The sequence below is a fragment of the Pseudomonas sp. NY15374 genome, from assembly GCF_048068255.1.
GTDB classification, from domain to species: domain Bacteria; phylum Pseudomonadota; class Gammaproteobacteria; order Pseudomonadales; family Pseudomonadaceae; genus Aquipseudomonas; species Aquipseudomonas machongensis.
This window is the reverse complement of the sequence record NZ_JBLUPZ010000005.1, coordinates 295,389-322,078: the sequence shown is the minus strand read 5'-3', so window position 1 is coordinate 322,078 and position 26,690 is coordinate 295,389. Positions and strand designations below refer to the sequence as shown.

22 protein-coding genes are annotated in these 26,690 nt (G+C 66.0%); 3 read left to right on the top strand and 19 right to left on the bottom strand.

Annotated features, from left to right (window positions below):
* Positions 1–108: 108 nt before the first annotated feature.
* The 4 genes from ACNFHO_RS13945 to ACNFHO_RS13930 all read right to left on the bottom strand — a co-directional run bounded on the left by ACNFHO_RS13945 (position 109) and on the right by ACNFHO_RS13930 (position 3,947).
* Positions 109–816 (bottom strand): anti-sigma factor domain-containing protein, encoded by a 708-nt coding sequence (locus tag ACNFHO_RS13945; RefSeq protein WP_416766682.1) that lies wholly within the window; start codon positions 814–816, stop codon positions 109–111.
* Positions 813–1,352: a sigma-70 family RNA polymerase sigma factor gene (locus ACNFHO_RS13940; protein WP_416766681.1), complete on the bottom strand. Its 540-nt coding sequence runs from the start codon at positions 1,350–1,352 to the stop codon at positions 813–815. Before ACNFHO_RS13940 ends, ACNFHO_RS13945 begins: the two co-directional genes overlap by 4 nt.
* A gap of 100 nt (positions 1,353–1,452) precedes the next feature.
* Positions 1,453–1,974 (bottom strand): DUF3455 domain-containing protein, encoded by a 522-nt coding sequence (locus ACNFHO_RS13935; protein ID WP_112898043.1) that lies wholly within the window; start codon positions 1,972–1,974, stop codon positions 1,453–1,455.
* Between the two features lie 119 nt (positions 1,975–2,093).
* Complete coding sequence (locus ACNFHO_RS13930; protein ID WP_112898042.1) at positions 2,094–3,947, bottom strand: ABC transporter ATP-binding protein; 1,854 nt, start codon at positions 3,945–3,947, stop codon at positions 2,094–2,096.
* Between the two features lie 298 nt (positions 3,948–4,245).
* Between ACNFHO_RS13930 and mrdA the strand changes: the two genes are divergently transcribed.
* Positions 4,246–6,141, top strand: a complete 1,896-nt coding sequence (gene mrdA, locus ACNFHO_RS13925; RefSeq protein WP_416766680.1) for a penicillin-binding protein 2 — start codon at positions 4,246–4,248, stop codon at positions 6,139–6,141.
* A 39-nt stretch (positions 6,142–6,180) separates the two neighbouring features.
* On the opposite strand, the gene ACNFHO_RS13920 is transcribed toward mrdA, so the two are convergent.
* From ACNFHO_RS13920 to ACNFHO_RS13900, 5 genes are read right to left on the bottom strand one after another with little or no spacing between them, the layout of a single operon-like run.
* Positions 6,181–6,882 (bottom strand): NAD(P)H-dependent oxidoreductase, encoded by a 702-nt coding sequence (locus tag ACNFHO_RS13920; RefSeq protein ID WP_063544558.1) that lies wholly within the window; start codon positions 6,880–6,882, stop codon positions 6,181–6,183.
* The gene (locus tag ACNFHO_RS13915; RefSeq protein WP_416766679.1) at positions 6,879–8,522 is read right to left on the bottom strand and encodes an ABC transporter ATP-binding protein; all 1,644 of its coding nucleotides are present in this window, start codon (positions 8,520–8,522) and stop codon (positions 6,879–6,881) included. Before ACNFHO_RS13915 ends, ACNFHO_RS13920 begins: the two co-directional genes overlap by 4 nt.
* A 2-nt stretch (positions 8,523–8,524) precedes the next feature.
* On the bottom strand, positions 8,525–9,352 hold the full coding sequence (locus ACNFHO_RS13910; protein WP_416766678.1) for an ABC transporter permease: 828 nt from the start codon (positions 9,350–9,352) through the stop codon (positions 8,525–8,527).
* Between the two features lie 3 nt (positions 9,353–9,355).
* On the bottom strand, positions 9,356–10,315 hold the full coding sequence (locus ACNFHO_RS13905) for an ABC transporter permease (protein ID WP_416766677.1): 960 nt from the start codon (positions 10,313–10,315) through the stop codon (positions 9,356–9,358).
* A gap of 28 nt (positions 10,316–10,343) precedes the next feature.
* On the bottom strand, positions 10,344–11,945 hold the full coding sequence (locus ACNFHO_RS13900; protein WP_416766676.1) for an ABC transporter substrate-binding protein: 1,602 nt from the start codon (positions 11,943–11,945) through the stop codon (positions 10,344–10,346).
* 162 nt (positions 11,946–12,107) lie between these two features.
* On the opposite strand from ACNFHO_RS13900, the gene ACNFHO_RS13895 reads away from it, so the two are divergent.
* Positions 12,108–12,548, top strand: coding sequence for an RrF2 family transcriptional regulator (locus ACNFHO_RS13895; RefSeq protein WP_063544552.1), 441 nt, complete (start codon positions 12,108–12,110; stop codon positions 12,546–12,548).
* A gap of 117 nt (positions 12,549–12,665) precedes the next feature.
* Here ACNFHO_RS13895 and ACNFHO_RS13890 read toward each other — a convergent pair whose 3' ends face one another.
* The 10 genes from ACNFHO_RS13890 to ACNFHO_RS13845 form a co-directional block, all read right to left on the bottom strand.
* Positions 12,666–13,859 carry a pyridoxal phosphate-dependent aminotransferase gene (locus ACNFHO_RS13890; RefSeq protein WP_416766675.1) on the bottom strand — a complete coding sequence of 398 codons (1,194 nt, stop codon included), beginning with the start codon at positions 13,857–13,859 and terminating at the stop codon, positions 12,666–12,668.
* A gap of 12 nt (positions 13,860–13,871) precedes the next feature.
* Positions 13,872–15,479 (bottom strand): 5-guanidino-2-oxopentanoate decarboxylase, encoded by a 1,608-nt coding sequence (locus ACNFHO_RS13885; protein WP_416766674.1) that lies wholly within the window; start codon positions 15,477–15,479, stop codon positions 13,872–13,874.
* 10 nt (positions 15,480–15,489) lie between these two features.
* Complete coding sequence (locus tag ACNFHO_RS13880; protein ID WP_416766673.1) at positions 15,490–17,589, bottom strand: acetate--CoA ligase family protein; 2,100 nt, start codon at positions 17,587–17,589, stop codon at positions 15,490–15,492.
* Positions 17,590–17,607: 18 nt separating this feature from the next.
* Entirely contained in the window at positions 17,608–18,768 is a 1,161-nt protein-coding gene (locus ACNFHO_RS13875; RefSeq protein WP_416766672.1) for an acyl-CoA dehydrogenase family protein, read from the bottom strand.
* Between the two features lie 43 nt (positions 18,769–18,811).
* Positions 18,812–19,594 carry an enoyl-CoA hydratase/isomerase family protein gene (locus ACNFHO_RS13870; RefSeq protein ID WP_065863504.1) on the bottom strand — a complete coding sequence of 261 codons (783 nt, stop codon included), beginning with the start codon at positions 19,592–19,594 and terminating at the stop codon, positions 18,812–18,814.
* Positions 19,595–19,810: 216 nt separating this feature from the next.
* Complete coding sequence (locus tag ACNFHO_RS13865; RefSeq protein ID WP_416766671.1) at positions 19,811–21,223, bottom strand: amino acid permease; 1,413 nt, start codon at positions 21,221–21,223, stop codon at positions 19,811–19,813.
* Positions 21,224–21,386: 163 nt separating this feature from the next.
* Positions 21,387–23,639 carry an ATP-binding protein gene (locus ACNFHO_RS13860; protein ID WP_416766670.1) on the bottom strand — a complete coding sequence of 751 codons (2,253 nt, stop codon included), beginning with the start codon at positions 23,637–23,639 and terminating at the stop codon, positions 21,387–21,389.
* Positions 23,636–24,409: a substrate-binding periplasmic protein gene (locus ACNFHO_RS13855; protein WP_112898032.1), complete on the bottom strand. Its 774-nt coding sequence runs from the start codon at positions 24,407–24,409 to the stop codon at positions 23,636–23,638. The genes ACNFHO_RS13860 and ACNFHO_RS13855 overlap by 4 nt, the downstream gene beginning before the upstream one ends.
* Before the next feature lie 4 nt (positions 24,410–24,413).
* Positions 24,414–25,130: a response regulator gene (locus tag ACNFHO_RS13850; RefSeq protein WP_416766669.1), complete on the bottom strand. Its 717-nt coding sequence runs from the start codon at positions 25,128–25,130 to the stop codon at positions 24,414–24,416.
* A 70-nt stretch (positions 25,131–25,200) separates the two neighbouring features.
* A complete protein-coding gene (locus tag ACNFHO_RS13845; protein ID WP_063544536.1) occupies positions 25,201–25,845 on the bottom strand; it encodes a TetR family transcriptional regulator C-terminal domain-containing protein in 645 nt (214 codons plus the stop codon).
* Between the two features lie 97 nt (positions 25,846–25,942).
* Here ACNFHO_RS13845 and ACNFHO_RS13840 point away from each other — a divergent pair, with 97 nt between their 5' ends.
* Positions 25,943–26,689, top strand: a complete 747-nt coding sequence (locus ACNFHO_RS13840; protein WP_416766668.1) for an enoyl-CoA hydratase — start codon at positions 25,943–25,945, stop codon at positions 26,687–26,689.
* The last annotated feature ends 1 nt before the right edge of the window (position 26,690 follow it).

Here is a 26,690-nt window from a genome sequence, read left to right as displayed (position 1 = left end):
CAAACCACCTGCTCAGCCCCCATGAATCGGGCCGACAAGGCAATTTGATGCCATTTCGTAGTAACTAAATGTGACTAGTACCCAGCGGCAGTCACCAGCAACTGAAAATCAAATGACCTTCACCGAACGCCCGATGAACTTCACAGGGCCAGTCGGCCGGCCCGTGGGTGAGCCGCCCGCCTTCTCCAGCGTCAGTTCGAACAACTGATTGGGTTCAAGAGGCGGCAGGTCGCGCAGCGGAACGCGATACTGCTCGCCAGGCTTGACCAAGCCCAGGGAGACTGGCGCCTGCCATTGCTCACCCTTGGTCCAGAATTGCAGGGTCATCCCTTCGGGCACCTGATCCCGACCCAGCGGGACCAACGCGATGGTCTGCGCATCGCTGGCCTGCACGACCCAGCCGGGCACCTGATCGGTCGGCGCTACCAGCACCACCAGGTAATGGGTCGTCGCAGGACGGGTGGTCAGCAGGGCCAGGCTCAGCAGCACCGTCGCCGCCAGACCGGCGACGCTCACGCCTTGCCATAGGGCCAGACGACTCCACCATCGGTTTGTCGGACGCACCTGGCGGGCCTGCTCCGAAATACTGCGGTCGATCCGTCGCCACAGACGCGTGCTTGGCTTTTGCGGCTCGGCCAGCGTGGTCAACTCGAGCAGGCGCGCTTCCCAACGGTCGACAGCCGCCCGCAAGTCCGGCTCGCGGTCCAGTCGCGCAAGCACCGCAGCGCGCTGTTCGGCAGACAGCGTCCCCAACACATACTCCCCCGCCAGCACGTCGAGCAGTTGCGTAGGGTCATCGGTTGAACCCGGCGTCATGTCATGCACTCCCGCAGCGCCTCGAGGCTTCGCTTGATCCACGCCTTGACCGTCCCCAGCGGCGCCCCCATCAGGCTGGCGATTTCCGCGTGGCTGCAGCCGTCTACATAGGCATGCAGGACACACCGCTGCGGTGCAGGCTGCAGTTGCTCAAGGCAGCGATAGATCTTCGCGGAGCCTGACCAGATGGCGCCGTCGTCGAATTCCCCAACCAAGGTCGCGATGTCCGCGTCGTCCAACGCCGTCTCCTGTCGGCTGTCGCGCACGGCATTCAAGGCCAGGTGGCGGTTGATGCTGTAGATCCAGCCCCGGGCCGAACCTCGCGTCGCATCGAAGCTGCTCGCCCGCGTCCAGATGCGAATGAACGCATCGTGGACGATATCCTCGGCCATGGCACCATCGCGCACGATGCGCCGCACCACCCCGAGCAAACGCGAACCTTCATGGTCGTAGAGCGCCTGCAAGGCGCTGCGGTCACCCCGCGCGCAAGCGGCAAGGCAACCCTGGAAATCGAAAGGCGTAACGGATGAATTCACTCTCGGCACGGTCCTGTGTCGGCGCTGACACCCGGCCTTGCGGCCGGGGCTCGTAGAGCAGCGTAGATGATCCATTGCCAAGCGTCAGTTCAACCACGCGTCATTTTGCAGACCAGAAGATGTAGTCGGCCTGGTATTTGACGATCTGCTGCGCCCCCTTGTTCTGCGCTGTACAGGCCATTGCCGGCGCCACACCGCCCTGGGTGGCGAGGCGCTGGATGTAGCTGACCCCGTGCATTGCCCCTTTACCCTCGGCCGGATTCGCCTTGACCAGTTGATACGGCAGATCGCCTTTGCCCGCAGGGGCCACGGCAAGCTGGGTGCCGGTGACTTTCGAGCCGTCCTTGGCCTGCCAGGTGGCGGGCGGGCCAAAGTAGTCGCCGACAGCCTTGCCACTGCGGTCGCTGAGGGTCGCCTTGGGACCGACGAAGAACCACTCGGTCTCGCCCGGCGCATTGCTCTTGTCACGGCACTCGTAGGTGATTTCACCGACGCCGACGGTTTCGAGCATGACCGTATGGCCAGCGGGCACCTTGACGGCATCGGGCACCGCGGCATGGGCAGCCTGTTGCGCGAGCGTGAAGCTCGATACGAGCAGGATCGTGGCAAACGGGATTTTCATGGGATGGACTCCTGGTGGGCACTCGGTTGGACAGTCGATGACTGTTGTCTTCCTGTACCCGCCAGCAGCCGTTGTGGATGCAGGCGAGGCGTTCCTGGCGACGAACGGTCGCAGGACGCCTATTCGGTGGACTCCACCACGCCCTGATCCTCGCCCAGGAAGCCACCGCTCTGATGCTGCCACAACCGCGCATAGGTGCCGTTTCTGGCCAGCAGTTCAGCGTGGGTGCCCTGCTCGATGATGCGCCCTTCATCCATCACGATGAGCCTGTCCATGGCCGCGATGGTGGACAGCCGGTGAGCGATGGCGATCACCGTCTTGCCCTGCATCATGTCATCGAGGCTTTCCTGGATGGCGACCTCGACCTCCGAGTCCAACGCACTGGTGGCCTCGTCGAGCAGCAGGATCGGGGCATTCTTGAGCATCACCCGCGCAATCGCGATGCGCTGGCGCTGGCCACCGGACAGCTTGATGCCACGCTCGCCGACCAAGGTGTCGTAGCCGGTGTTACCTTGGCGGTCGCTCAACTGGCTGATGAAGCCATCGGCCTGGGCACTGGCGGCAGCACGACGGATCTGCGCCTCGCTCGCCTCGGGGCGACCGTAGGCGATGTTGTCGCGAATCGAACGGTGCAACAGCGAGGTGTCCTGGGTGACCATGCCGATGGCGCTGCGCAGGCTGTCCTGGGTGACCTGGGCGATGTTCTGCCCATCGATGCGGATCTCGCCACTGTCCACGTCATAGAAACGCAGCAGCAAGTTGATCAGCGTCGACTTGCCCGCACCGGAGCGGCCGACCAGGCCGATCTTCTCGCCGGGGCGAATCTCAAGGCTCAGGCCATCGAGCACCTGGCGCTCGCCGTTATAGTTGAAACGCACATTATCGAAGCTCACCGCCCCGCCGTGGGTCACCAGCTCTCCCGCGTTCGGCACATCCTGGACCTTGGGGCCGGTGGTCAGGGTCACCATCCCGTCCTGCACGGTGCCGATATTCTCGAACAGCGAGGTCATCTGCCACATGATCCAGTGCGACATACCATTGACGCGCAGTGCCATGGCAGTGATCGCCGCCACTGCGCCGGCGCCCACTTCGCCCTGGTGCCACAGCCACAAGGCGTAACCTCCCGCGCCCATGATCAGGCCGACCACCAGCGCCTGGTTGGCGATCTCGAACAGGCTGACCAGGCGCATCTGGCGAAAGCCGGTCTGCTTGAAATCCTCCATCGCCGCACGGGCAAAGTGCGCCTCGCGCCGGGAGTGGGAAAACAGTTTCACCGTGGTGATGTTGGTGTAGGCATCCGAAACCCGCCCTGTCATCGACGAGCGGGCATGGGCCTGTTCCTGGCCGACCTTTCCCAGGCGCGGGACGAAATACACCATGGTCAGGCCGAACAGCACCACCCAGGCAATGAACGGCAACATTAGCTTGAGCGCGAAACCGCCGGCCAGGGCAATGATCGCCACGAAGTACACGCCGATACCGGGCAGGATCTCGATCAGGGTGAACAGCACCTCACGCACCGCCAGCGCCGTCTGCATCACCTTGGTGGTGACCCGGCCAGAGAACTCGTCGGAGAAGAACGACAAGCTCTGGCGCAGCATCAGGCGATGGAAATCCCAACGCAGGCGCAGCGGCAGGTTGATCGCCAGCACCTGATGCTGCACCAGCGTGCGCCCCGCCACCAGGCCGATACTGACCAGCAGCACGGCCCCCGCGCCCCACAGCACCCTCGCTTCCTCGGCGGTCACCGCATCGCCCACTTTCCAGGTCGAAAGCAGGTCCACCACCTGGCCGAGGAAGGCGAACAGCCAGGCCTCGTAGATCGACACTGCAGCGCTGAGCAGCGCCAGCGCCACGATATAGCCCCGGGCGCCGCGCGTGCAGGCCCACATGAACCGTGCCAGGCCCATGGGCGGTGGTGGGGCTTCGTCGGGTGGGAAGGGGTCTAGCCAACGCTCGAATATGCGCAGCATGGGAGTCTCCGAATAAGCCAAACAAGGGATTGTGCCAGTTCATGACGCCAGGTGGCGGAAATTGACATCGACAGCGGTGCGCAGCCGGCGACCGGGCGCCAGCGGTCAGATGAAGGAATTTTCATCTTCCACGCCAGCGCGCTGCTACCGGGGTGGGCGGCACGTCACGCTGTTCGCTGGCCGTGACCGACCTTGAGCCGACCGCCGAGCTTGCGTAGCATCCCCGGCCCTTGGGGCCGCAGACGGCCCACTGCGGGCCAGCCCTCGCCTTCACTCGTCATCACTTCAGCGAGCCCCCATGCCACAGCCGATTCCCCTCAAGGACCACGAAAAGGAAAAGCACCTGGTCAACCGCCGGCTGCTGGTCTGCGCCGCGCTGACCCTGGGCCTGGTTGCCGTGCTGATCGGCAGGCTGTACGTCTTGCAGGTGCTGCAGCACGACCAGCAATCGGCGGTCTCGGAGAACAACCGCGTGCACGTGCTGCCCATCGCCCCCGAACGCGGGTTGATCTACGACCGTAACGGCGTGGTGCTGGCCGACAACAAGCCCAGCTTCAACCTCACCATGACCCGCGAGCGCACCAACGGCCAGACCCCCGCCGTGCTCGATGCCCTGGCCAAAGTCCTGAAGCTCTCCGACGACGACCGCGCCCAGTTCGACAAAGACCTGCGCCGTGGCCGCAAGCCGTTCGAACCAGTCACCCTGATGTTCGGCCTGAGCGAAGAGCAGATCGCGCTGATCGCGGTCAATCAGTTCCGCCTGCCCGGCCTGGACGTCGAGCCGCAGTTCATTCGCGAATACCCGCTGGCCGAACACTTCGCCCATTCGGTCGGCTACGTCGGACGGATCAACGAAAAGGAAGCCAAGACCCTCGACAGCACCGAGTACCGCGGCACCCAGTCGATCGGCAAGACCGGCGTCGAGCGCTTCTACGAAAACGAACTGCACGGCCATGTGGGGTATGAGGAAGTCGAGACCAACGCCCAGGGGCGGGTCATGCGCGTGCTGCGCCATCACGATCCGGTGCCGGGCAAGGATATCGTCCTGAGCCTGGACGCCAAACTGCAGCAAGCCGCCGAAAAGGCCCTGGGCGATCGCCGCGGCGCGGTGGTGGCGCTGGATCCAGCCACGGGCGACGTACTGGCGATGGTCAGCAACCCCAGCTTCGACCCTAACCTGTTCGTCAAGGGCATCAGCTTCAAGCAATACGCCGCCTTGCGCGACTCGATCGACCGTCCGCTGTTCAACCGCGTGCTGCGCGGGCTGTATGCGCCAGGCTCGACGGTCAAGCCGGAAGTGGCCATCGCCGGCCTGGACAGCGGCGTGATCAATCCGGGTAGCCGCGTGTTCGACCCCGGCTACTACGAGCTGCCCAACTACGACCACAAGTACCGCAACTGGAACCGCAGCGGCGATGGCTGGGTGGACATGTACACCGCCATCATGCGTTCCAACGACACCTACTTCTACGACCTGGCGCACAAGCTGGGCATCGACCGCCTGCACGACTACATGGCCGAGTTCGGCCTGGGCCAGAAGGTCTCGCTGGACATGTTCGAGGAAGCGCCCGGCCTGATGCCGTCTGCACAATGGAAACGCGCCACCCGCCGCCAGGCCTGGTTCCCCGGCGAAACCTTGATCCTCGGCATCGGCCAAGGGTACATGCAGGTCACCCCGCTGCAACTGGCGCAGGCTACCAGCCTGCTGGCCAGCAAGGGGGTGTGGCACCGTCCGCACCTGGCCATGACCGTGGGTGGCGAGCACCCGGTCGACCCGAACCCGATGCCCGACATCGTGCTGCATGACAAACGCGCCTGGGACCAGGTCAGCCAGGGCATGCAGATGGTCATGCACGACCCGCGTGGCATCGCCCGTGCGGCCGCCGCTGGCGCGCAGTACCGGATTGCCGGCAAGAGCGGCACCGCGCAGGTCGTGGCGATCCGCCAGGGCGAGCGCTACAACCGCGACAAGACCCTGGAGCGGCACCGCGACAACGCCCTGTTCGTGGGTTTCGCCCCCGCCGAGCATCCCTCCATCGTGGTGGCGGTGATGATCGAGAACGGCGAGGCTGGCGGCCGGGTGGCCGGGCCCGTGGTGCGCGAGATCATGGATGCCTGGTTGCTGGATGACCAGGGGCACCTGAAGGAACAGTACGCCGGGAGCGCGGGCAAGGGCGCGGTACCGCACGGCTGACGCCAGGCTGCCCGCCTCCTGTGGACGCGGGTTCACCCATCATCGCAACGGATACAGCGCCTCGTCGAACTGCTCCAGACGCGGGAACACCAGTGGCTGGTCATCCGAAAGCTGTTCCAGACGCTGACGATACTGCACCAGGAACTCACCCCGCGCCTCGTCGCTGATATAGGGCACGTGCCAGGCCACGAACGGCGCCAGCACCTCGAAACCGACATAGGCCAGGGTGCCGCGCAGGATCGGCCGCAGCATGTCCTCCAGCGGCCCGTGGATCGCCCCTTCGCCGAACATGTGCTCTCGCCCGCCCAGGGTCACGGTCACCAGCGCCTTCTTGCCCGCCAGGCCACCCTGGTCGTAGAAACGCTTGCCGCCATAGCACACCCCCGACACCAGCACCCGGTCGATCCAGCCCTTGAGCATGGCCGGGGCGGAGAACCAGAAGATCGGGAAGTTCAGCACCAGCAGATCGGCCCACAGCAGCTTGTCCAGCTCCTGCTGGATATCCGCGGCGATGGAGCCGCTCTTGACGCCCAGGCGCTGTTCCAGCGCATAGACCAGATACTCCGGGTTTTCACGGGTGCTGAAATCCTCGGCGCTGGCCACCGGGTTCCAGCCCATGGCGTACAGGTCGCTGACCTGCACCTGGTGTCCCTGGGCCTTGAAAGTCTCCACCGCCTGGTCGCGCAGGGCGGCGGTGAAGGAATGCGGTTCAGGGTGGGCGTGGACGATCAGTACGTTCATGGAAGCTGTCCTTCGGCAATTGGCTGGGTAGTGGCAGCGGCGCGACCGGCCAGCAGGCGGTCGAGCCAGTCCGGGTCCATCTGCGGTTCGGAAGAGAACAGCAGCCCGGTGTAATCCTGATAAGGCGGAGTGAAGATCGACTCGCGCCGCCCCTGGTCCACCACCCTGCCCCGCTGCATCACCATCACCTCGTCGGCGATGGCGCGCACGGTGGCCACATCGTGGGTGATGAACAGGTAGGCCACGCCCAGCTGGCGCTGGATGCGGTCAAGCAGCTTGAGCACGCCTTCGGCCACCAGCTGATCGAGGGCCGAGGTCACCTCGTCGCAGATGATCAGTTGCGGCTCGGCGGCCAGGGCCCGGGCGATGCATACCCGCTGCTTTTGCCCGCCGGACAGTTCGCGGGGCTGGCGCTCCATGAACCTGGCAGGTTCCAGCTCGATCATCTCCAGCAGCTCGGCGACCCGCTCGCGCAGGGCCCTGCCCTTGAGCCCCAGGTAGAACGCCAGTGGGCGACCGATGATGTCGACGATGCGCTGGCGTGGATTGAGCGCGGTGTCGGGGATCTGGTAGATCATCTGGATGCGTCGCAACTGTTCCTTGCTGCGCCGCCGGTAGTCGGCCGGCAAGGCTTCACCGTCGTACAGCACCTGGCCGCTGCTCGGTTGCAGGAGCCCGGTAATCAGCCGCGCAGTGGTGCTCTTGCCGCTGCCGGACTCGCCAATCACCGCCAGCGTCTGGCCGCGCTGCAGCTTGAGCGACACCTCATGCAGCACCGGCTGGGCGCCGTAGCTGGCCGAGGCATTGCGCACCTCGAGCAGTGGCCGGGCCTGCGCCTGGCTGGGCTTGGGTTCGGTATGGAAGCTGCGCACCGCCCACAGCGAACGGGTGTAGTCCTGGCTCGGGGCGCCGAGCATGGTGCGGGTGGCAGCCTCCTCGACCAGGCTGCCGTGGCGCAGCACCATGATACGGTCGGCGATCTGCGCCACCAGGGCCAGGTCGTGGCTGATGTACAACGCTGCGCTGCCGAAGCGCTTGACCGCATCGCGAATGGCGGCGATCACCTCGATCTGGGTGGTCACGTCGAGCGCAGTGGTCGGCTCGTCGAACACGATCAAGTCCGGGTGGCAGGCCATGGCCATGGCGGTCATCACCCGCTGCAGTTGGCCGCCAGACACCTGGTGCGGGTAGCGCCGGCCGATGTTCTCCGGGTCCGGCAGGCGCAGCACGCGGTACAGTTCGACCGCCTCGGCCTCGGCGGTGGCACGGTCGATTCCGCCGTTGATCACGGCGGTTTCCACATGCTGGTCGATCAACCGATGCGCCGGGTTGAACGACGCCGCAGCGCTCTGCGCCACGTAGGCCACCCGCAGGCCGCGCAGCTTGCGCAGTACTTCGGGGGCCGCGCCGACCAGTTCCTGGCCGTCGAAGCACACCGAGCCACGAGCGATGCGACAGCCGTCGCGCACGTAGCCCATCGCAGCGAGGCCAAGGGTCGACTTGCCCGCCCCCGACTCACCGATCAAGCCCAGTACCTCGCCGCGCTGCAGGGTCAGGTCGATGCCCTTGACCAGCGGGTGCCAGGTGTCGTCGGAGTGACCTTCGATATGCAGGTCGCGGATTTGCAGTAGCGGTTTCATGCTCAGCACTCCTTCAGGCCGCTGGACTTGTGCAGCACCCAGTCGACGACGAAATTCACGCTCACGGTGATCAACGCCACCGCCAGCGCCGGCAGCAGCGGGCTGACATCGCCGAAGGTGATCAGCACGGCGTTGTCGCGCACCATGCTGCCCCAGTCGGCGGTGGGCGGCTGGATGCCCAGGCCGAGGAACGACAGTGCACTGATGAACAGGAAGACAAAGCAGAAGCGCAGGCCGAACTCGGCGATCAGCGGCGCTGCGGCATTGGGCAGCACCTCGCGGGTGACCAGCCACCACAACCCTTCCCCGCGCAGCCGCGCCGCCTCGACGAAGTCCTGCACCACCACGCTCATCGCCACCGCCCGCGACAGGCGGAACACCCGGGTGGCATCGAGCAGCGCGATCACCAGCATCAGCGAGGTGGTGGTGGTGCCGACCACGCTGAGAATCAGCAAGGCGAAGATCAGTTGCGGGATGGCCATGAGGATGTCCACCACCCGCGACATGCCCTGGTCGATCCAGCCACCGCGAATCGCCGCCACCAGCCCGCAGAAGCCGCCCAGGGCGAAGGCCAGCACGGTGGTCAGAAAGGCGATGCCAAGAGTATTGCGTGCGCCGTAGACCAGGCGGCTGAACATGTCGCGGCCCAGGTTGTCGGTGCCGAGCAGGAACTGCCCGCCCCAGGGTGCGAAGCCCTCGCCGACCACTTCGGTTTCGCCGAACGGCGCCACCAGCGGCGCGAACAGCGCCACCAGCACATACAGCAGGATCACCAGCAGGCCAAACTTGGCGCTCAGCGGCGCACGGCGCAATTGCGTGTACAGGCTCATGGGCTACCCCTTCGGATGCATCAGGCGCGGGTTGCTGGCGATCGACAGCACATCGGCACTGGTGTTGAGCAGGATGTAGGTGGCGGCGAAGATCAGGCTGCAGGCCTGCACCACCGGGATGTCGCGCTTGGCCACCGAGTCGACCAGCAACTGGCCCAGGCCCGGATAGACGAACACCACCTCGACCACCACCACGCCAACCACCAGGTACGCCAGGTTCAGCGCCACCACGTTGACGATCGGCGCCAGGGCGTTGGGCAAGGCATGACGGAAGATGATCCGCGCCTGGCCGATACCCTTGAGCCGGGCCATCTCGATGTAGGGACTGGCGAGCAGGTTGATCAGCGAGGCGCGGGTCATGCGCATCATCTGCGCCACCACCACCAGGCTCAGGGTCAGCACCGGCAGCAGCGAGCGCTCCAGCACCTCGCCCAGGGCGGCATCCGGGGAGAGGTTGGAGATGCTTGGCAGCCAGGCCAGCTTCACCGCGAACACCAGGATCAGGATGTAGGCGACGAAGAATTCCGGGAACGACACCGCACTCAGGGCGCTGGTGTTGAGCAGCCGGTCGAACCAGCTGTTGCGGTACAGCGCCGCCAGCATGCCCAGCAGCAGCGCCAGTGGCACCGACACCAGGGCCGCCAGCAGCGCCAGGCTGAAGGTGTTGCCCAGGCGTGCGCCGATCAGCTCGGCGATCGGCCGCTGGTTGGCCAGCGACACGCCGAGATCGCCTTGCAGCAGTTGCCAGCCCCAGAGGAAGAAGCGCGTCAGCGCTGGTTGGTCCAGGCCCAGTTGGAGGCGCAGCGCAGCCACGGTTTCCGGGGTGGCGGCCTGGCCGAGCATGGCCTGGGCCACGTCGCCTGGGAGCATGCCCACCGCCAGGAAGATGATCATCGACACCGCCAGCAGCGACAGCAGGCCCAGGGCCAGGCGCTGGGCGAGCAGTTTGCAGAGACTATTCACCGTACGGTCCTCGCGACGAAAGGGGGATTCAGGCCTGCCACCAGCGCTCGATCAGGCGCAGGCCGTCCAGCTCGCCGTAAGGAGCGGTGACACCGCCGTGCATCACCCGCCGGGAGCGCGCCGCGACGGAGCTTGCGAACAGCGGCACGATGGCGCCGCCATCGTCGCGGCACAGCGCCTGCATTTCGTTGTACATCTCCTGGCGCAGCGGAGCGTTCATCTCGCCACGGGCAGCGTTGAGCAACTGGTTGAAGCGCGGGTTGTCCCAGTGCGTCTCGTTCCACGCCGCGCCCTTGGCATAGCCGATGCTGAACATGCGGTCGGCGGTCAGGCTCGAGTACCAGAACGAGGTGGTGAACGGCTGCTTCATCCACACGTTGGTGAAGAAGCCGTCGGCCGGCTCGCGCACCACGTCGATGTCGATACCGGCCTTGCGCGCCTGCTCCTTGAACAGCACCGAGGCGTCGACCGCGCCGGTGTAGGCGGCGTCGGAGGCCTGCAGGCGCACCTTGAGGCTGTCCATGCCGGCCTGCTTGAGGTAGAAGCGCGCCTTGTCGGCGTCATATACCCGCTGCTCCAGGGCCGTGTTGATGAAGCGGCTGCCAGGCTGGATCGGGTGGTCGTTGCCGATCTGGCCGTATCCGTACAGCACCGAGGTCAGCAGGGCCTGGCGGTCGATGGCGTGCTTGAGCGCCAGGCGCACGTTGTTGTCCTGGAACTGCGCGGTGTCGCAGAGCATGGGGAAGGTGTAGTGCTGGGCGCCTTTGGTTTCCTCGATCACCAGTTGCGGGTTGCGCTTGAGCAGCGCCACGGTCTTGAGGTCGACCTTGTTGATCACATCCACCTGGCCTGTGACCAGGGCATTGACCCGCGCCGCGCCGTCGGCGATCGACAGCAACTCGGCCGTGGCGAAATGCGCCCTGCCCGGCTTCCAGTAGTCGGGGCTGCGCACCAGGTCCATGCGCACGCCCGGCTCGAAGTGCTTGAGGCGATAGCCGCCCGTGCCGATACCGGCCTGCCAGTCGGCGGCGCCGTCCTTGGCGGGCATGATCACCAGGTGGTAGTCGGCGACCACATAGGGGAAGTCGGCGTTGCCCGAGTGCAGCTCGAACACCACGGTGGCGGCGTCCTGGGCACGCACCACGGCAACATCGCCGAGGACGGTCTTGGCCGCCGAGGTGGATTTCTCGCCCAGGTGATGCTGGATCGAGGCGACCACATCGCCGGCATCGAGGCTCTTGCCATCGTGGAAGGTCACGCCCTGGCGCAGGAAGAAGGTCCAGACCTTGGCATCCGGGCTGGACTCCCAGCGCTTGGCCAGCTCCGGAATGGCGGTGCCGTCGACGCTGATTTCGCTGAGGGTGTTGTAGACCGCCGAGAAGCCGACGAAGGTGAAGGTGTCGGCCCAGGTGCCGGGGTCACGCGAGTCAGTGGTGCTGCCCCCGGCCAGCCCCATGCGCAGGGTGCCGCCAGCCTTGGGGGTGACCTCCTCGGCCCAGCCCGGCAGGGGCAGGCCCAGGGAGAAGGCGCCGGCGAAGGTCGCCGCTGCCGCGCTGTACTTGAGGAACTCCCGACGTGGCAGGCCGCCGCCGGGCATCGCTTGAGTGATCTTGTTGTTCTTATCGCTCATGGCATTGCCCCTGTTGAACCGCTGAAAGAAGGATCGCAGGCATCGATGACCGAATATTTGTAATTGTCATCGTGACAAATACATTAGACTCATTGGCATGCCCCTGCCAAGATGGATTTTCACAGGGACACCGACTTTGCGATTCACCAGGGATTTTTACCGATGAGCCAATCGACCCGCCTGATCACCGCCTCGTACATCCTCTCGTTCGTGGCCGCCAACGCGCCGCAGAAACTGCGCACCGAGACCATCGCCAAGTGGGTCAAGGTGCACCCCACACGGGTGCGCAGCCTGGCTTCGCAGATGGTCAAGGCCAACATTCTCAAGTCCTGGCGCGGCGCCCAGGGCGGCCTCACCCTCGCCCGTCCGGCCAGCGAGATCACCCTGCGCGAGGTGTACGACGCAGTGCAGGAGAGCTCGCTGATCGCCGAGAAGATCGACAACCCGTTCTCGGGGATGGAGGATCATTGCAAGGTGTTCGAGGTGTTCACCCGGCTGTTCGCGATGCTGGAGGCGAACATGCGCCTGGACCTGGGGGCGATCACGGCGGACCAGTTGTTCGTTGCGTTCGATCGGCCGGTTGAGGGGGCTGTGGAAGGTTGATTGGCAGGGCCGGCCCTTTCGCGGGCAAGTCGCAGCGGCGAACCGCCGCTCCCACTGGCTCGCCACATTTCTTGATGACCTGTAGGAGCGGGCTTGCCCGCGAAAGGTCCCTGCGCCTCACCCCGTGACCACCCTGCCCTCCAGCACCCTCGAAGCACACTGGGCAATCCGCCGGCAAGCCTCGGTCAGGGCCTCGGCACCCAGCACCAGCCCCAGGCGAATATGCCCCGCCGCACTCGGCCCGAACGCCTCCCCCGCCAGTACCGATACGCCATGCTCCTCCAACAGCAGGCTGGAAAACGCCTGGGCGCTGAGGCCGGTCTGGCGGATATCGACCATCACGAACATCCCGCCATCAGGCTTGAGCGCCTTCACCCCCGGACAATCGGCCAAGCGTTCGCAGACCAGGTCGCGCCGCTGTCGATAGGCCTCGCGCATCGCTTCGAGCTCCGGCAGGCGCTGCTCCAGCGCCACCACGGCGGCATCCTGGATGAAGTCCGGCGAGCCATACAGCATGCACAGCGCCAGGTTCTCCAGGTGCGCGGCCAACGACGCCGAACCGACCACCCAGCCAACCCGCCAGCCCGTCATGGCGTGGGACTTGGACAGGCTGTTCAGGGTCGCGGTCCGGTCGGCCATGCCTGGCAGGCTGCCAGGGCTGATGTGCTCGCCTTCGTACAACAGCTCGCTGTACACCTCGTCGCTGATCAGCCACAGGTCATGGGCCACGCACAGTTCGGCCAGCGCCTCCCAGGTGCTGCGCGGCAGGCTGGCACCGGAGGGGTTGTGCGGGCTGTTCAGCGCCAGCGCGCGGGTACGCGGTGTGATGCGTGCGGCAACATCCTCGGCCTGCACGCGAAAGCCATGCTCGGGCTTGACCGGCACCGGTACCACCGTGGCGCCACAGGCGCCGAACACGGCCTCGTAGGTGACGTACATCGGCTCGGCGACGATCACCTCGTCACCCGGATCGAGCACGCACTGGGCCACGCAGAACAACGCGCACTGGGCACCGGCCAGCACCGTCACCTGGTCGGCATCGACGGCTTGGCCGCTGCGCTGCTGGTGGCGCCGGGCGATGGCCTGGCGCAGGGCGAGCTTGCCGCGTACATCGGAGTAATGGGTGTGGCCGTCCTGCAGGCTGTCGATGGCGGCCTGGACGATCGGCGCCGGGGTATCGAAATCCGGATCGCCCACCGACAGCAGCAGGATGTCGCGGCCCTGAGCCTGCAGCTCAAGGGCGCGGTAATGAATCTCCCAGGCCGCAGCGCCGTCACCGGCGATGCGCTGGGTCAGCTTGGAAAAACGCATGAAAAGCCTCCATCAATGGGCGCAGGCATGCCTGAGTTCGATCAGGGTGACGCCGTTGCGCGCGAATCCGTTCCTGAGTTCCTGCTCCAGTTCATCGAGGCTGCCGGGCTGCGCCACGGCGCAACCGAAGGCGCGGCCCAGGCCGATGAAGTCGGGGTTGCGCGGCAGCACGCCGATGGGCTCAATATCCAGGCCCAGCATATCGTCGCGGATCTGCCCGAGCGCATCGTTGTTCCACAGCAATACCACCAGCGGCCGGTCCAGCTCCTCGACCGCCGTGGCCAGTTCCTGCGCGGTGTACAGGAAGCCGCCGTCACCCACCAGCACCAGGCCCGGACGCTCGCCACCGGCGAACATGCCGCCGATGCCCGCCGGTAGACCATAACCCAGGGTTCCGTACCCCGTGGGATGCAGCCAACTGCGCGGCGCCTTGCTGGGGAAGGCGTAGTTGCCGGTATAGGCCAACTGCGTCATGTCGGTACTGATGAAGGCATTGTCCGGCAATGCCCGGCCCACACGGTCGAGAATGCCTTGGTGCAGCCGCTGCAACGGACCATGCCCTGCCCTCACCGCCTCGCGCAGGCCGGCAACCGCCTGGATGACCGCCGTGGCGTCGCGACGAACCTGGGGAAGATGCTCCAGCACCCCGACCAGGGTGAGGCGCGCATCACCCTGCAGTGCCAGCGCGCAAGGGTAGAAATCGTTGAACTTGCGCGGGTCGATGTCGATGCGGATCAGTTCGCCGTTGATCGGCAGGCGCTCGCGCCAGAAATCGGTGTCGGCCATCTCGGTCCCCACCGCCAGCACCACGTCAGCCTCGGCGATCATCTGCCAGCCAGGCTCCACACACAGGCTCGCGCCGGCACTGAGCGGCGCCTCAGGCGGCAGCAGCCCCTTGCCTGCCACGCTGGTGAACACCGGTGCCGCCAGGCGCTCGCTCAGCGCGGCCAGTTCAGCACCCGCCTGCAATGCCCCACCGCCAGCGATGATCATCGGGCGCTTGGCCGCCGCCAGCCTGGCCGCTGCCTGATCCAGCACCGTGCGATCCGGCACGCTGCGACCAGGACGGCGTACCACCTCGGCGCTCCAGTCACGCGCCACCGCTGCCGACAGCACATCCAGCGGCACCGAAATATGCACCGGCCGCGGTCGCTCGCTGTCGAACACCGCCCAGGCGCGGGCGATCAGCTCAGGCAGGTCTTCCGGGCTCAGGGCCAGCGCCGAGAAGGCGGTGATCGGCGCGGTCATCGCGCGTTGGTCCTGGGTCTCGTGCAGGCAACCCCAGCCCTTGCCCAGGCTGGCGCTGTGGTTGACGCTGGAAATCACCAGCAACGGAATCGAGTCGGCATGGGCCTGGCCGATGGCGGTGGCGGCATTGGTCACACCGGGGCCGGTGATGACGAAGCACACACCCGGCTTGCCACTGATGCGCGCATAGCCGTCGGCCATGAAGCCAGCGCCCTGTTCATGGCGGGTCAGCACATGGCGGATGCCACTGCCAGGCAGGCCGCGATACAGCTCCAACGTGTGCACGCCGGGGATGCCGAACACGGTGTCGACGCCATAGTTGGCCAGCAATCGGACCAGGGCCTGGCCGCCGGTCAAGGGTTTGTCATGCATGTTCATCTCCTCAGGCCTGGCCCAGGCGGATCAGCGCATCGACCGCCGTGGTGGCGTTGGCGCCGACCATCAATGGGTTGACGTCCAGTTCCAGCAACTGGCTGGCGTTTTCGCAGGCGTAGCCGGCCACCGCGCGTATCGCGGCCACCAAGGCATCCAGATCGGCCGCCGGACGCCCGCGGAAGCCCTGCAGCAATCCGGCGCTGCGCAGCCCGAGCAAGGCGGCGCGGATGGCGCCATCGGTGGTGGGCAGCAGCAGGCTGGTGCTGTCCTTGAGCAGCTCGACCAGCACCCCGCCAGCACCAATGACCAATGCCAGGGCAAAGCCGTTCTCGCGTTTGATGCCGACGATCAGCTCGGCCAACGCGGGCTCGGCCATCGGTTCGAGCAGTACTCGATCGAACGGCACCTGCGGCGCATGGGCGTGGATGCGTTCGCGCATCTGGTGCAGCGCCGCCTCGAGCGCGCGGCCATCACGCAGGTTCAGCGCCACCGCGCCGGCTTCGGTCTTGTGCGGCAACTGCGCGCTGACGGCCTTGAGCACCAGCGGAAAACCGACAGTGGCCGAATCGGCCAGCGCCGAACCAGGGGTGCTCAGCCGACCGTCCGGGACCGGCAAACCAAAGGGCCGCAGGGCCTGCTTGGACTGCCACTCGTCCAGCAAGCGCGCCTTGCCAGTCAGCGCCTGCGGGCACAATGGCACCAGTGCGGACTCGCCCAATGCCAGCAGGCGCTGTCGATTGGCCTGGTACGCCACGATCCGCCCCCAGGCCGCCAGGCCATCTTCCACGCCCTGTAACGCCGCAATGCCATGGGCATGCAGATGCTCACGGGCGCTGGCCGGCAGCAGCTCGGGGAAGGCCGAGGTGACGAAGCCAATCTTGCCGTGACGCGCCAGGGCCTGGCAGTACAGCGCCAGCAGCAGGTCGCACTCCTTGCGCTCGCCGGTGAACTCGGCCGGATAGTCGAGCACCAGCATCGCCGCATCGGCATCGCTGCGCAGGGCGCTGTCGAGCATACGCTGCAGCGCCTCGCCGTCGCCCCAGATGGCCGTGGTGAAGTCCAGCGGGTTGACCAGGTTGGCGTAGCTGGGCAGGACCTGGGCCAGTTCATCGACCTGGCCCTGCTCAAGTTTGGGCAGGCTCAGCTGATTGCGCTCGGCATAGTCGGCGATCAGCCCGGCATCACCGCCCGAGCAGGCCAGGGCAATCAGCCGCCCGCCTTGGGGCAACTGCCCGCAGGCGGCGGCCTTGAGGGTCTCGACGAAGCTTACCGGGCCGCTTACGCGGATCACGCCCAGGCGCTTGAACAAGGCGTCGTACAGCGCATCGGAGCCAGACAGCGAGCTGGTGTGGCTGAGCGCAAGTTCGGCACCGATCTGCGATACGCCAGTCTTCAGCGCGATGATCGGCGTGCCGCGCTCCAGCGCCTTGTGCGCGGCGCGGGCAAAGCCAGGCACATTCTTCAACCCTTCCAGGTGCAGGCCGATGGCGGTGACGCGCGGGTCGTCCAGCAGCACGTCCATCAACTCGGCCACGCCCAGTTGCGCCTGGTTGCCGACCGACGCCATGTAGGCCACCGGCAGCGAGCGGTCGCTCATCGACAGGTTGTAGGCGAAGTTGCCGCTCTGGGTGAGGATCGCCACGCCCTTCTCGACCGTCTTGCCGCCATGGGCGACCGGCCACAGCGCGGCGCTGTGCAGGTAGTCGAGCAGGCCGTAGCAGTTGGGCCCGAGCAGCGCCATGTTGCCGGCCGCCTGCAGCAGGCGCTGCTGCAAGGCCTCGCCCTCGGCGCCGCTTTCGGCAAAGCCCGAGGCGTAGCAGATAGCCCCACCGGCACCGAGCGCGGCGAGTTGCTCGACGCAGGCCAGGGTCAGCTCGCGGTTGGTGGCGATGAACACGGCATCCGGGCCGCACGGCAGCTCGGCGACGGTGGCCACGCACGGGATGCCATCGATGCTGGGGTGCTGCGGGTTGACCAGCCACATCGGGCCCTGGAACCCGCCTTCGGCGCAGCGCTTGAGGGCGCGGGCCATGCTGCGGCCACCGACGAAGGCCAGGTGCCGCGGCGCCAGCAGACGCTTGAGGTTGTCACGAATCGACTGCGACATGAGTATTCTCCAGCCCGATCAGCGCAGCAGAGGGCGCAGCAGTTCGCGGGAAATGATGTGCCGCTGGATCTCCGACGTGCCCTCCCAGATCCGCTCGATCCGCGCATTGCGCCAGATCCGCTCCACCGGTCCCTCGTCCATCAGGCCCGTGCCGCCAAAGATCTGTACCGCTTCATCGGCGACTTTGCCCAGCACTTCGCTGGCGAACAGCTTGGCCATGCCGGCCTCGCCATCGGTCATGCTGCCCTGGTCCATTTTCCAGGCGGTGTGCAGGGTCAGCAGCTCGGCCGCGCGAATCTGCGTAGCCATGTCGGCAAGCTTGAACGACACGCCCTGATAACTGCCGATCGGTTGGCCGAACTGCTTGCGATCCGCCGACCACTGCAGCGACAGGTCCAGTGCACGCTGGGCCTGGCCGACGCAGTTGGCGGCGACCATCACCCGCCCGGCGGTCAGCCAGGCGTTGGCCACTTCCCAGCCCTTGCCGACCTCGCCCAGCACCTTGCTGGCGGGCACCTTGCAGTCGTCGAAGAACAGCTCGTAGGTGTGATAGCCGCGATTGCTCACGCACTTGGGCCCACGGCGGACGGTCATGCCGGGTGTGCCGCGATCGACCAGGAAAGCGGTCACGGCATTGCGCTTGCGGCCGTTGTGTTCGTAGGTGTCGGTAACGGCGAAGACGATGGCGAAGTCGGCATGCCCGGCATGGCTGATGAAATGCTTGCTGCCGTTGATCACGAAGTTGTCGCCCTGGCGCACGGCGCGGGTCTTGATGGCGTTGGCATCGGAACCGGCGCCAGGCTCGGTGAGGGCGAAGCAATCGATCTTCTCGCCCTGTACGCTGGGCAGCAGGTAGTCGTTGATCTGCTCGTCCTTGCAGGCCATGAGAATTTTCGAAGGGCGTGCGACGAACACGTGCACGGCCCAAGACACCTTCGACAACTCACGCTCGATCAGCGCCTGGGACAGGTAATCAAGCCCGCCACCGCCGACCTCCTCGGGCATGTTGAAGGCATAGAAGCCTGCGGCGATGGCCTTGCCGCGGATCTGCGCCGCCAGCTCGGGCGACACCGCGTCGGCGCGGTCGACCTCTTCCTCGTGGGGCAGCAGCTCCTTGGCAACGAAACTGCGTACCGCTTCCACCAACATTTCTTGTTCTTGGGTCAGTTGGAAATTCATCTGGCATGGTCCTGGAGAAGGTACTGAGGGAGGTGCTGGAAGGTCATTTGCCGACGAAGCGCGCGGGCCTGCGCTCGACGGAGGCGCGCAGAGCCTCGGCACCGTCCTCGCTGCGGCCACACAGCAGCCCGGCGGCCAGTTCTGCAGACAATTGCTCGGCCAGGGTGCGCTGGGCACCGTCGCGGATCAGGCGCTTGGTCTGGGCGAAGGCGAAAGTCGGGCCCTGGGCCAGGCGTGAGGCGAGTTCGGCGGTGACGCTCAGCAGTTGATCGTCGGCACAGACTTCGCCCACCAGGCCTGCGGCGAGCGCCCGTTCGGCGCCCCACAGCTCGTCAAGAAACAACAGGCGCTTGGCCTGCTCGCTGCCGATCAACCGCGGCAGGTGCCAACTGGCGCCCGCGTCAGGGCTGTAGGCCATGCTGGTGTAGCCGGCCTTGAAGCGCGCCGAAGCGGCGGCGATGCGCAGGTCGCAGCACAGGGTCAGGTCCATGCCGGCGCCGACGGCGGTGCCGTTGATCGCGGCGAGGGTGGGTTTGTCGAGGGTGTGCAGGCGCTGCATCAAGGCATGGGCGGTTTCGGTCCAGCCGTAGCTTTCCAAGGCGCCGCGAGCCTCGGCCTCGGCCCATTCGGCAAGGTCGGCGCCGGCGCAGAAGCTGCGCCCACTGCCAGTCAGTACCACCACGCGCACGGCGGGGTCGGCGTTGAAGTCTTCGAGCAGGCTGTGCAGGTGCTTGAGGGTGGGGATGTCCAGGGCATTGCGCTGGTCGGGGCGGTTGAGCGTGATCCAGGCGACACCGGCTTCGAGGGTGGTCAACAGGCTGGTCATGGGAAGCCTCGAGTTGTTGTGGTTGGGGTGGGCTTGGAGAAGATACTAAACGAGTGTTCAACAAGGCGGCAATTGGCGCATATGGGGCTGTTACAACTTCGAACAATCGGGGTTTGGGGGTGTTGCGGAGGGCCTCATCGCGGGACAAGCCCGCTCCTACAGAGATCGCATCTGTAGGAGCGGGCCGGCGATAGGGCCAGTGGTTTCAGCGAAGATTCAAACCCCGGGCGCCGTCGGCACGAAGGTCTGCGAGCGCTTGCGGTTCATCACGAAGTACGCCAGGTAGCACAGGGCAATGAAGCCAAAGCCCCAGTACAGCGACGGCCTCTGCGTTTCATCCAGCGCCAGGAACACGAACAGCGAGCTGCACAGGGTGATGCACAGCAGCGGGATCAGCGGGTACAACGGCGCGCGGTACTTGATGTCCTCGAGCTTGCCGCCCTCGCGCAGGAACGCACGGCGGAAGCGGTACTGCGCCAGGGCGATGACGATCCAGGTCACGGTCCCGGACATTCCGCTCACCGCCATCAGCACCATGAACAAGGTGTCGGCGGCAATGAAACTGGTCATCAGCGACACCAGGGCAAAGCACAGGGTGATGCTCAGCGCCCGCAGCGGCACACCGCGCGAGCTCAGGGGCGACAGGCTTTTCGGGGCCATGCCGCTCTTGGACATGGCCCAGAGGATGCGCGTGGAGGCGTACAACCCCGAGTTGCCCACCGAGAGAATGGCGGTGAGAATCACGAAGTTCATCAGGTCGGCCGCGTACGGGATACCGACCATGTCGAACACCTGCACGAACGGGCTCTCCATCAGCCCCGCCTGCTGCCACGGCACGATGGCCGACAGCACCGCGATGGCCAGCACGTAGAAGATCAGTACGCGGAACACCACATTGCGCACCGCCCGCGGGATGCTCTTTTCCGGCTGGTCGGTCTCGCCCGCAGCCACCCCCATGATTTCGCAGCCCTGGAAGGCATAGACCACAGTCATCATCACTGCGAACACCGCAGGCAGCCCGTTGGGGAACAGCGAGTCGCCAACCAGATTGTCGAGCATCGGTGCCGGTGCGCCGCTGGTCAGCGGGATGGCGCCGAAGATGACCAGGATACCGACGATGATGAAGCCCAGGATCGCCGCGACCTTGACCCCCGAGAACCAGTACTCGGCCTCGCCGAAAGCCCGGGTCGCCAAGGCGTTGAGGCCGAACAGCACGGCAACGAACAGCGCCGACCAGTACCAGATCGGCACCTCGGGGAACCAGCGGGTCATCAGCATGCCGGCGGCGGTGAACTCCAGGCCCACGGTGGTGGCCCAGCTCATCCAGTACACCCAGCCAATCATGAAGCCCGTGGCCGGGCCGATGTATTTTGTCGCGTGGGCCTGGAACGAGCCCGATACCGGCATCTGCACCGACAGCTCACCCAGGCAGACCATCACCAGGTACATCAGGAAGCCTGCCACCAGGTAGGCCAGGATCGCCCCCATCGGGCCACCCTGGTTGATGGTCACCCCGGAGCCCATGAACAGGCCGGTGCCGATCACACCGCCCAGCGACAGCATGAAAATGTGCCGGCTCTTGAGCGCGCGAGTGAGGTGGATGCCTTTGCGTTCGGAGGGCTCAGACATAAAGCACCTCCAGCATGGTGTTGGGCTGAGCTTTGGGACCTTTCATTATTCTTATCTCCAATAAGCCTGACGGACCGCGAACCACACGGTTGTCAGGGATTATTGGAAAGCGATGTAAGCGGACGTTGAAGCTTGGGATCGAAGATGTAAAAAGTCGTAAGAATTATGTACGAGCGCTCTGGATCAACTGCTCCAGCAGGATGAGCGCGGCATCCAGGGCGGTTCGCGTACTGTCTGCCAGCGCTTGCAGCGCCTGGCTGTCCAGAGCCACTGCTGCTTGCTCGACCTGCCTCAACGCCGTCGCCAACCCGCTCAGCCCCAACGAATCGCTGCTGCCCGCCAGGCGATGGGCCAAGTCTGCGGCCTGGGTGCAGTCCCCCAGGTGCAGGGCGTCGAGCAAAGCCCCGCGCTGCGCCTCGAGGCTCTGGCGCAGGGTCGCCAGCAGCCCCTGCACCTTCTGCTCGCCGAGCAACTGGCGATGGGTTTGCAGCAGGGCCAGATCCAGGGCGGTGTGTGCATCGGGCTCGAGCACCAGCGGCTCGGCCTGGGCCAGTGCACGGCGCAGTCGATCCAGGCGCAACGGTTTGGCCAGCACCCCTTGCATCCCGGCTTCCAGGTAGCCGCGTACCACGGCCGGTTGCACGCCCGCCGTCAGGGCCAGGATTCGCGTCTGCCGATTCGGCCCGGCGCCCGCGCGCAGTTGCCGGCACAACTCGACACCGCTCATGCCTGGCAGGTGCACATCCAGCAGCAGCAGGTCGAAGCGTCGTTGTGCGCAGACCGCCAGCGCCTGCGCCGCATCCTCGGCGAAGCTGACCCGGTGACCGTCACACTCGAGCAAGCCGCCCGCCACCTCGCGGTTGAGCGCCACATCCTCGACCACCAGGATCTCGAGGGCAGGCGAAAGCCCCTGGCTGGCTGACAGGGCGGCGACGTCACGCCCCGCGGGCAGCTCCACCTCGAACCAGAAGCAACTGCCCTGCCCTTCGCGGCTATCCACGCCGATCCGACCGCCCAGGCGTTCGATCAGGTGCTTGCAGATTGCAAGCCCCAAGCCCGTGCCGCCGTAACGTCGAGCCACGGTTTCGCTGGCCTGGGTGAAGCGCTCGAAGATCCGCGCCTGCATTGCCGGGGCGATGCCGATGCCGTCATCGCTGACCTGCACCCGCAACCACTGCCCCTGCAGCACGCGCACCTCGAGGCTGACCCGGCCGCCTTCGGTGAACTTGATCGCATTGGCCAGCAGGTTGCTCAGCACCTGGCGCAGGTACTGCTCGGCGCCGAACTGATGGGGCGCCAGCCGGGCATCGATATGGCAGTCCAGCTCGGTGCCATTGGCGGTGGCGCGCGGCTCGAGCAGGGTCAGCACCTCGCTGCACAGCTGGCGCAGGGCAAAATTCACGGGCTCCGGGTGGCTTTCACCTTCTTCCAGACGGGCGAAGAACAGCACCTCGTTGAGGATGCTCGACAGCCCTTCGCCGGCCTTGTACAGCGCCTCCAGACGCTTGCGGCCCAACGGGTCGAAGCTGCTGGTACGCAGCAGTTCGGCCATGCCGAGAATGCCGTTGAGCGGCGTGCGCAACTCGTGGCTCATGGTCGCCAGGAAGCGCGACTTGGCCAGGTTCGCCGCCTCGGCTTCGTCCTTGGCCCGGGCCAGGCTTTCGGTGCGCCGCTCGACCATGGCCTGCAGTTCGTCACGCTTGTCCTGCAGGGCCAGGCGATCCTGCTCGCGGCGCTCGATATCGCTGAGGATCGCCTGGCGCATGTCGTCCAGGGCGTGGGCCACGGTGTCGATCTCATCGGCGCGTGGCGAACGCCGCTTGTCCAGGCGTAGCGGCTCCTGCCACTGGCCCGCCGCCACGCGCCGGGCAAACTCGGCCATCACCTGCAAGTGGCGGGTGACCAGGCGGTAGAACAGCCCGGACAGCGCCACCGCCAGCCCGCAGAGAAACACGCTCATCCATAGCAGGCTGGTCAGCCCGGTGGCGAACAGGCGCTGGTGCACCGCGCCCAAGTCGATGCTCACCTCGAGTTCCCCCAAGTGCCTCGGCGGCCCGGAGGGCGGCTGGAAATCCAGGGCGAACCGCTCGACGCGCAGTGGCCCGGCAGGTTCGGCCTGGCCTTGCAGCAACTGAAAGTCGCTGCTGTCCAGCCGCACCCGAGCCACATCGGAGAAGTCCACCAGCCCGCGCAACTGAACGTTGAGCTGCTCCTGGTCAAGGTCCCACAGGCTGCGCTCCAGGCTCGCCAGGTAACCGGCGCGGATCAGTTCCATGCGCGCGTCGATATCGCGCATTTCGCGGCGGTACTCGAAATACAGCTGCACCGCGCTGGCCAGCACGGTGAAGCACAGGCTGAACAGCAGGATGAACAGCAGCAGGCGGCGCAGCAGGCCGTCGGCGCGCAGACGAATCATCGCGCACCTGCCGGTTGCCCGATCATGTCGCGGTAGGTCACTTCGCTCTGATGCAGCCAGTTGTCGATTTCGCCGCGCTCGCTCATCTGCTGCAACTGCGCGTCGATCTCATCCATGCGCTGGCTCAAGGGGCTATGGCGTGAAACGGCTACACGCAGATAGTCGACACTCAGCGCCGCGGGCAGCGCCTGGATATCGCCTGCGCCGGGCAGGTGCTCGACGAACAGCTCGCCAGTGCGCCGCTCCTGGATCACGAAGTCGATGCGCCCGCGAATCAGCTTGCCGAAATTCTGCTGGCTGGACGACACCCATTCGATGTTCTGGTGGCGGGCAACGAAACGGTCGAAGGCCGGGCCGTAGCTTTCGCCGAACAGCAGCCCGCCGCGATAGCTGGCAAGATCGTCGAGCTGTTCGAAACGTACCGGTCGCTTGCGGTTGACGAATACCGCGACCTCCTCGCGCAGTACCGGCACTCGGGAGAAGCGCATGCCTTGATCACGTTGGTCGCTGCTGTAGGCCAGCACCACATCCACCCGTCCTTCGGCTGCATCCAGCAGGCAGCGCTTCCAGTTGCCCAGCACCACGATCTCGACCTCCAGCCCGAGCCGGGCGAACAACTCGCGCACCACGGTCGGCGCCAGGCCGCGCACCTGCTTGCCATCGCTCCACGACACCGGCGGGTACACCGGGTAGTCGCAGTAACGCACCGGCGCTGCCGCCAGCGCCTGCACGCTCAGCAGCAACAGCCAGGCGAGGCCCAGGCCGCGCATGGCCTCAGGCCGCCACGCTGGCGGTGAACAGGTAGCCGGTGCCGTGGATGGTGATGATCAGTTGCGGCTCGGCCGGGTCGTCGTGCAACTTGCGCCGCAGACGGCCAACCAGCACGTCGATGGAACGGTCGTTGGGCACCCACTCGCGGTTGCGGATCTGGTCCATCAACTGGTCGCGGCTGAGGGTGTGGCCGCTGTTGCGCAGGAACGCGCTGAGCAGCTGGAACTCGCCATGGGTCAGCAGGGTTTCACCGCCCTGCGGGTCGATCAACCGGCGTCGATCGCTGTCCAGCGCCCAGTCGGCGAACTGCTTGAGGCAAGGGCTGGCGATGGCGCCAGGGCGGGTTGTCTGGGCGTGGCGCACGCGACGGATCAGGTTCTTGGCCCGCGACACGAGTTCACGCGGGTTGAGGGGCTTGATCACATAGTCGTCGGCGCCGCATTCAAGGCCGACAATGCGGTCGATATCATCGTTGCGGCCAGTGATCAGGATGATGCCGACCTCCGAGCGCACCCGCAGCTCGCGGGTCAGGGTTAGGCCGTCCTTGCCCGGCAGGCGGATGTCGAGCATGACCAGGTCCACCGGCTGGCTGGCCAGGTAGCGCTCGGCCTCTTCGGCGGTGTCGGCGCAGCGTACGTCGTAGCCTTCTCGCGCGAGATAGGCCTGCAACAGGTCACGAATGAGCGGATCGTCGTCGACGACCAGTACCCGAGGTGTCATTGCGTGTGGTCTCTTCTTTGATGTTGTTCTGAAACCCGCGCCAGCAGCCTACCCGGTACTGAACGACCGATCAACAGCCTCCCGGCAGGCTGAAGCGCCGACGCCCGCCGGCCTGCAGGCCATCGACCCAGGCCTCGCAGATCTGCACGCCCTGTTCCGGGGTGAAGGTGTTGGGATTGAGCCCCGATTCGAGCCACAGGCCATCGAGCAAGGCGCTCAGGCTGATCGCGGCGAGGTCCGCGTCGAAGGCCTGCCAGCCCTCCTCGCCGGCCAACGCCGCCAGCAGTGCGGCCAGTTCGTTGCGGTATTCGGAGTAGGAGTGGTCGTGCGCCTGATTGATCGCCTCGGCGGTTTTCACCGCGCCCCAGAAGGCCAGCCAGGCGTCGAGCAACTGCGGGTCGAGCAACTCGGCGCAGAACGATCCGCGAAAGAACGCCGACAGGCGCTCGCGGGCATTGGGTGCGGCCTGCGCCATGGCCTCGCGCAGCAGGCCCATGACCCGCCCGGTCACAGCGCGGTAGGCCTCGGCGACCAGTTCGTCCTTACCCGAATAATGGTGACTGATCAGCCCTACCGACACCCCTGCCTCGGCGGAGATCTTGCGGATCGACGCGCCCTGGAAGCCATCGCGCTTGAGACAGGCCAGGGTCGCCTGGACCAGGATGGCCTTGCGCTCTTCGGGCGCCATGCGGTTGTAGCGGGCTTCCTGGGTCATGCAGATTCTCGTGGTGGCGGGTTGGACTGAACGACTGTACAACAAGGCGCAGCGCGTGATAAACCCTGTGCTCCGGCCAATAACAAGAATCCCAGCCATGTCCGACCTGATCACCTGCAGCCTCGACCAGGGTTTACTGACCCTGACCTTCAACCGCCCCGACAAGCTCAACGCGCTCAACAGCGAGATGTACAGCGAGCTGGACCGCCATCTGCAGGCGGCCAGCGAAGACCCGGCCGTCGAGGTGATCCTGCTGACCGGCGGCACGGCGTGCTTCAGCGCCGGCAATGACCTGCGCGACTTTCTCGACAACCCCCCACGTGATCTGGACAGCCCGGTGTTTCGCATGATGCGCACCGTGCTGGCACTGGACAAGCCGCTGCTCGCCGCCGTCAACGGCCCCGCCATCGGCATCGGCTGCACCCTGTTGCTGCACTGCGACCAGGTGCTGGTCAGTCGCTCGGCGAAACTGCGCATGCCCTTCGCGCCCTTGGGCGTGTGCCCGGAATTCGGCTCGAGCCTGCTGCTGCCACGCCTGCTCGGACATCAGCGGGCGGCGCGACTGCTGCTGGCCAACGAGTTGCTCAGCGGCGAACAGGCACTGGCCTGGGGCCTGGCCAATGAGTTGCATGACGACGGCGAACAGTGCCTGGCGGCCGCGGTAGCGCTTGCCCGACGCTTGCAGGCCATGCCGCAGCAGGCCCTGCGCATCAGCAAACGCCTGCTCAAGGATGGGCAGCGACGGGAGCTGGAAGAGACCGTGCGGCGCGAGGGCGAACTGTTTATTCAGTGCCTGGCCAGCGATGAGGCCCGGGCGGCGTTGCAGGCTTTGGTCAACCAGTAGC

Coding starts and splice junctions, on each gene's coding strand:
- ACNFHO_RS13945 (WP_416766682.1), bottom strand. CDS start 816: ATGACGCCGGGTTCAACCGATGACCCTACGCAACTGCTCGACGTGCTG.
- ACNFHO_RS13935 (WP_112898043.1), bottom strand. CDS start 1,974: ATGAAAATCCCGTTTGCCACGATCCTGCTCGTATCGAGCTTCACGCTC.
- ACNFHO_RS13930 (WP_112898042.1), bottom strand. CDS start 3,947: ATGCTGCGCATATTCGAGCGTTGGCTAGACCCCTTCCCACCCGACGAA.
- mrdA (WP_416766680.1), top strand. CDS start 4,246: ATGCCACAGCCGATTCCCCTCAAGGACCACGAAAAGGAAAAGCACCTG.
- ACNFHO_RS13920 (WP_063544558.1), bottom strand. CDS start 6,882: ATGAACGTACTGATCGTCCACGCCCACCCTGAACCGCATTCCTTCACC.
- ACNFHO_RS13915 (WP_416766679.1), bottom strand. CDS start 8,522: ATGAAACCGCTACTGCAAATCCGCGACCTGCATATCGAAGGTCACTCC.
- ACNFHO_RS13910 (WP_416766678.1), bottom strand. CDS start 9,352: ATGAGCCTGTACACGCAATTGCGCCGTGCGCCGCTGAGCGCCAAGTTT.
- ACNFHO_RS13900 (WP_416766676.1), bottom strand. CDS start 11,945: ATGAGCGATAAGAACAACAAGATCACTCAAGCGATGCCCGGCGGCGGC.
- ACNFHO_RS13895 (WP_063544552.1), top strand. CDS start 12,108: ATGAGCCAATCGACCCGCCTGATCACCGCCTCGTACATCCTCTCGTTC.
- ACNFHO_RS13890 (WP_416766675.1), bottom strand. CDS start 13,859: ATGCGTTTTTCCAAGCTGACCCAGCGCATCGCCGGTGACGGCGCTGCG.
- ACNFHO_RS13885 (WP_416766674.1), bottom strand. CDS start 15,479: ATGCATGACAAACCCTTGACCGGCGGCCAGGCCCTGGTCCGATTGCTG.
- ACNFHO_RS13880 (WP_416766673.1), bottom strand. CDS start 17,589: ATGTCGCAGTCGATTCGTGACAACCTCAAGCGTCTGCTGGCGCCGCGG.
- ACNFHO_RS13875 (WP_416766672.1), bottom strand. CDS start 18,768: ATGAATTTCCAACTGACCCAAGAACAAGAAATGTTGGTGGAAGCGGTA.
- ACNFHO_RS13870 (WP_065863504.1), bottom strand. CDS start 19,594: ATGACCAGCCTGTTGACCACCCTCGAAGCCGGTGTCGCCTGGATCACG.
- ACNFHO_RS13865 (WP_416766671.1), bottom strand. CDS start 21,223: ATGTCTGAGCCCTCCGAACGCAAAGGCATCCACCTCACTCGCGCGCTC.
- ACNFHO_RS13860 (WP_416766670.1), bottom strand. CDS start 23,639: ATGATTCGTCTGCGCGCCGACGGCCTGCTGCGCCGCCTGCTGCTGTTC.
- ACNFHO_RS13855 (WP_112898032.1), bottom strand. CDS start 24,409: ATGCGCGGCCTGGGCCTCGCCTGGCTGTTGCTGCTGAGCGTGCAGGCG.
- ACNFHO_RS13850 (WP_416766669.1), bottom strand. CDS start 25,130: ATGACACCTCGGGTACTGGTCGTCGACGACGATCCGCTCATTCGTGAC.
- ACNFHO_RS13845 (WP_063544536.1), bottom strand. CDS start 25,845: ATGACCCAGGAAGCCCGCTACAACCGCATGGCGCCCGAAGAGCGCAAG.
- ACNFHO_RS13840 (WP_416766668.1), top strand. CDS start 25,943: ATGTCCGACCTGATCACCTGCAGCCTCGACCAGGGTTTACTGACCCTG.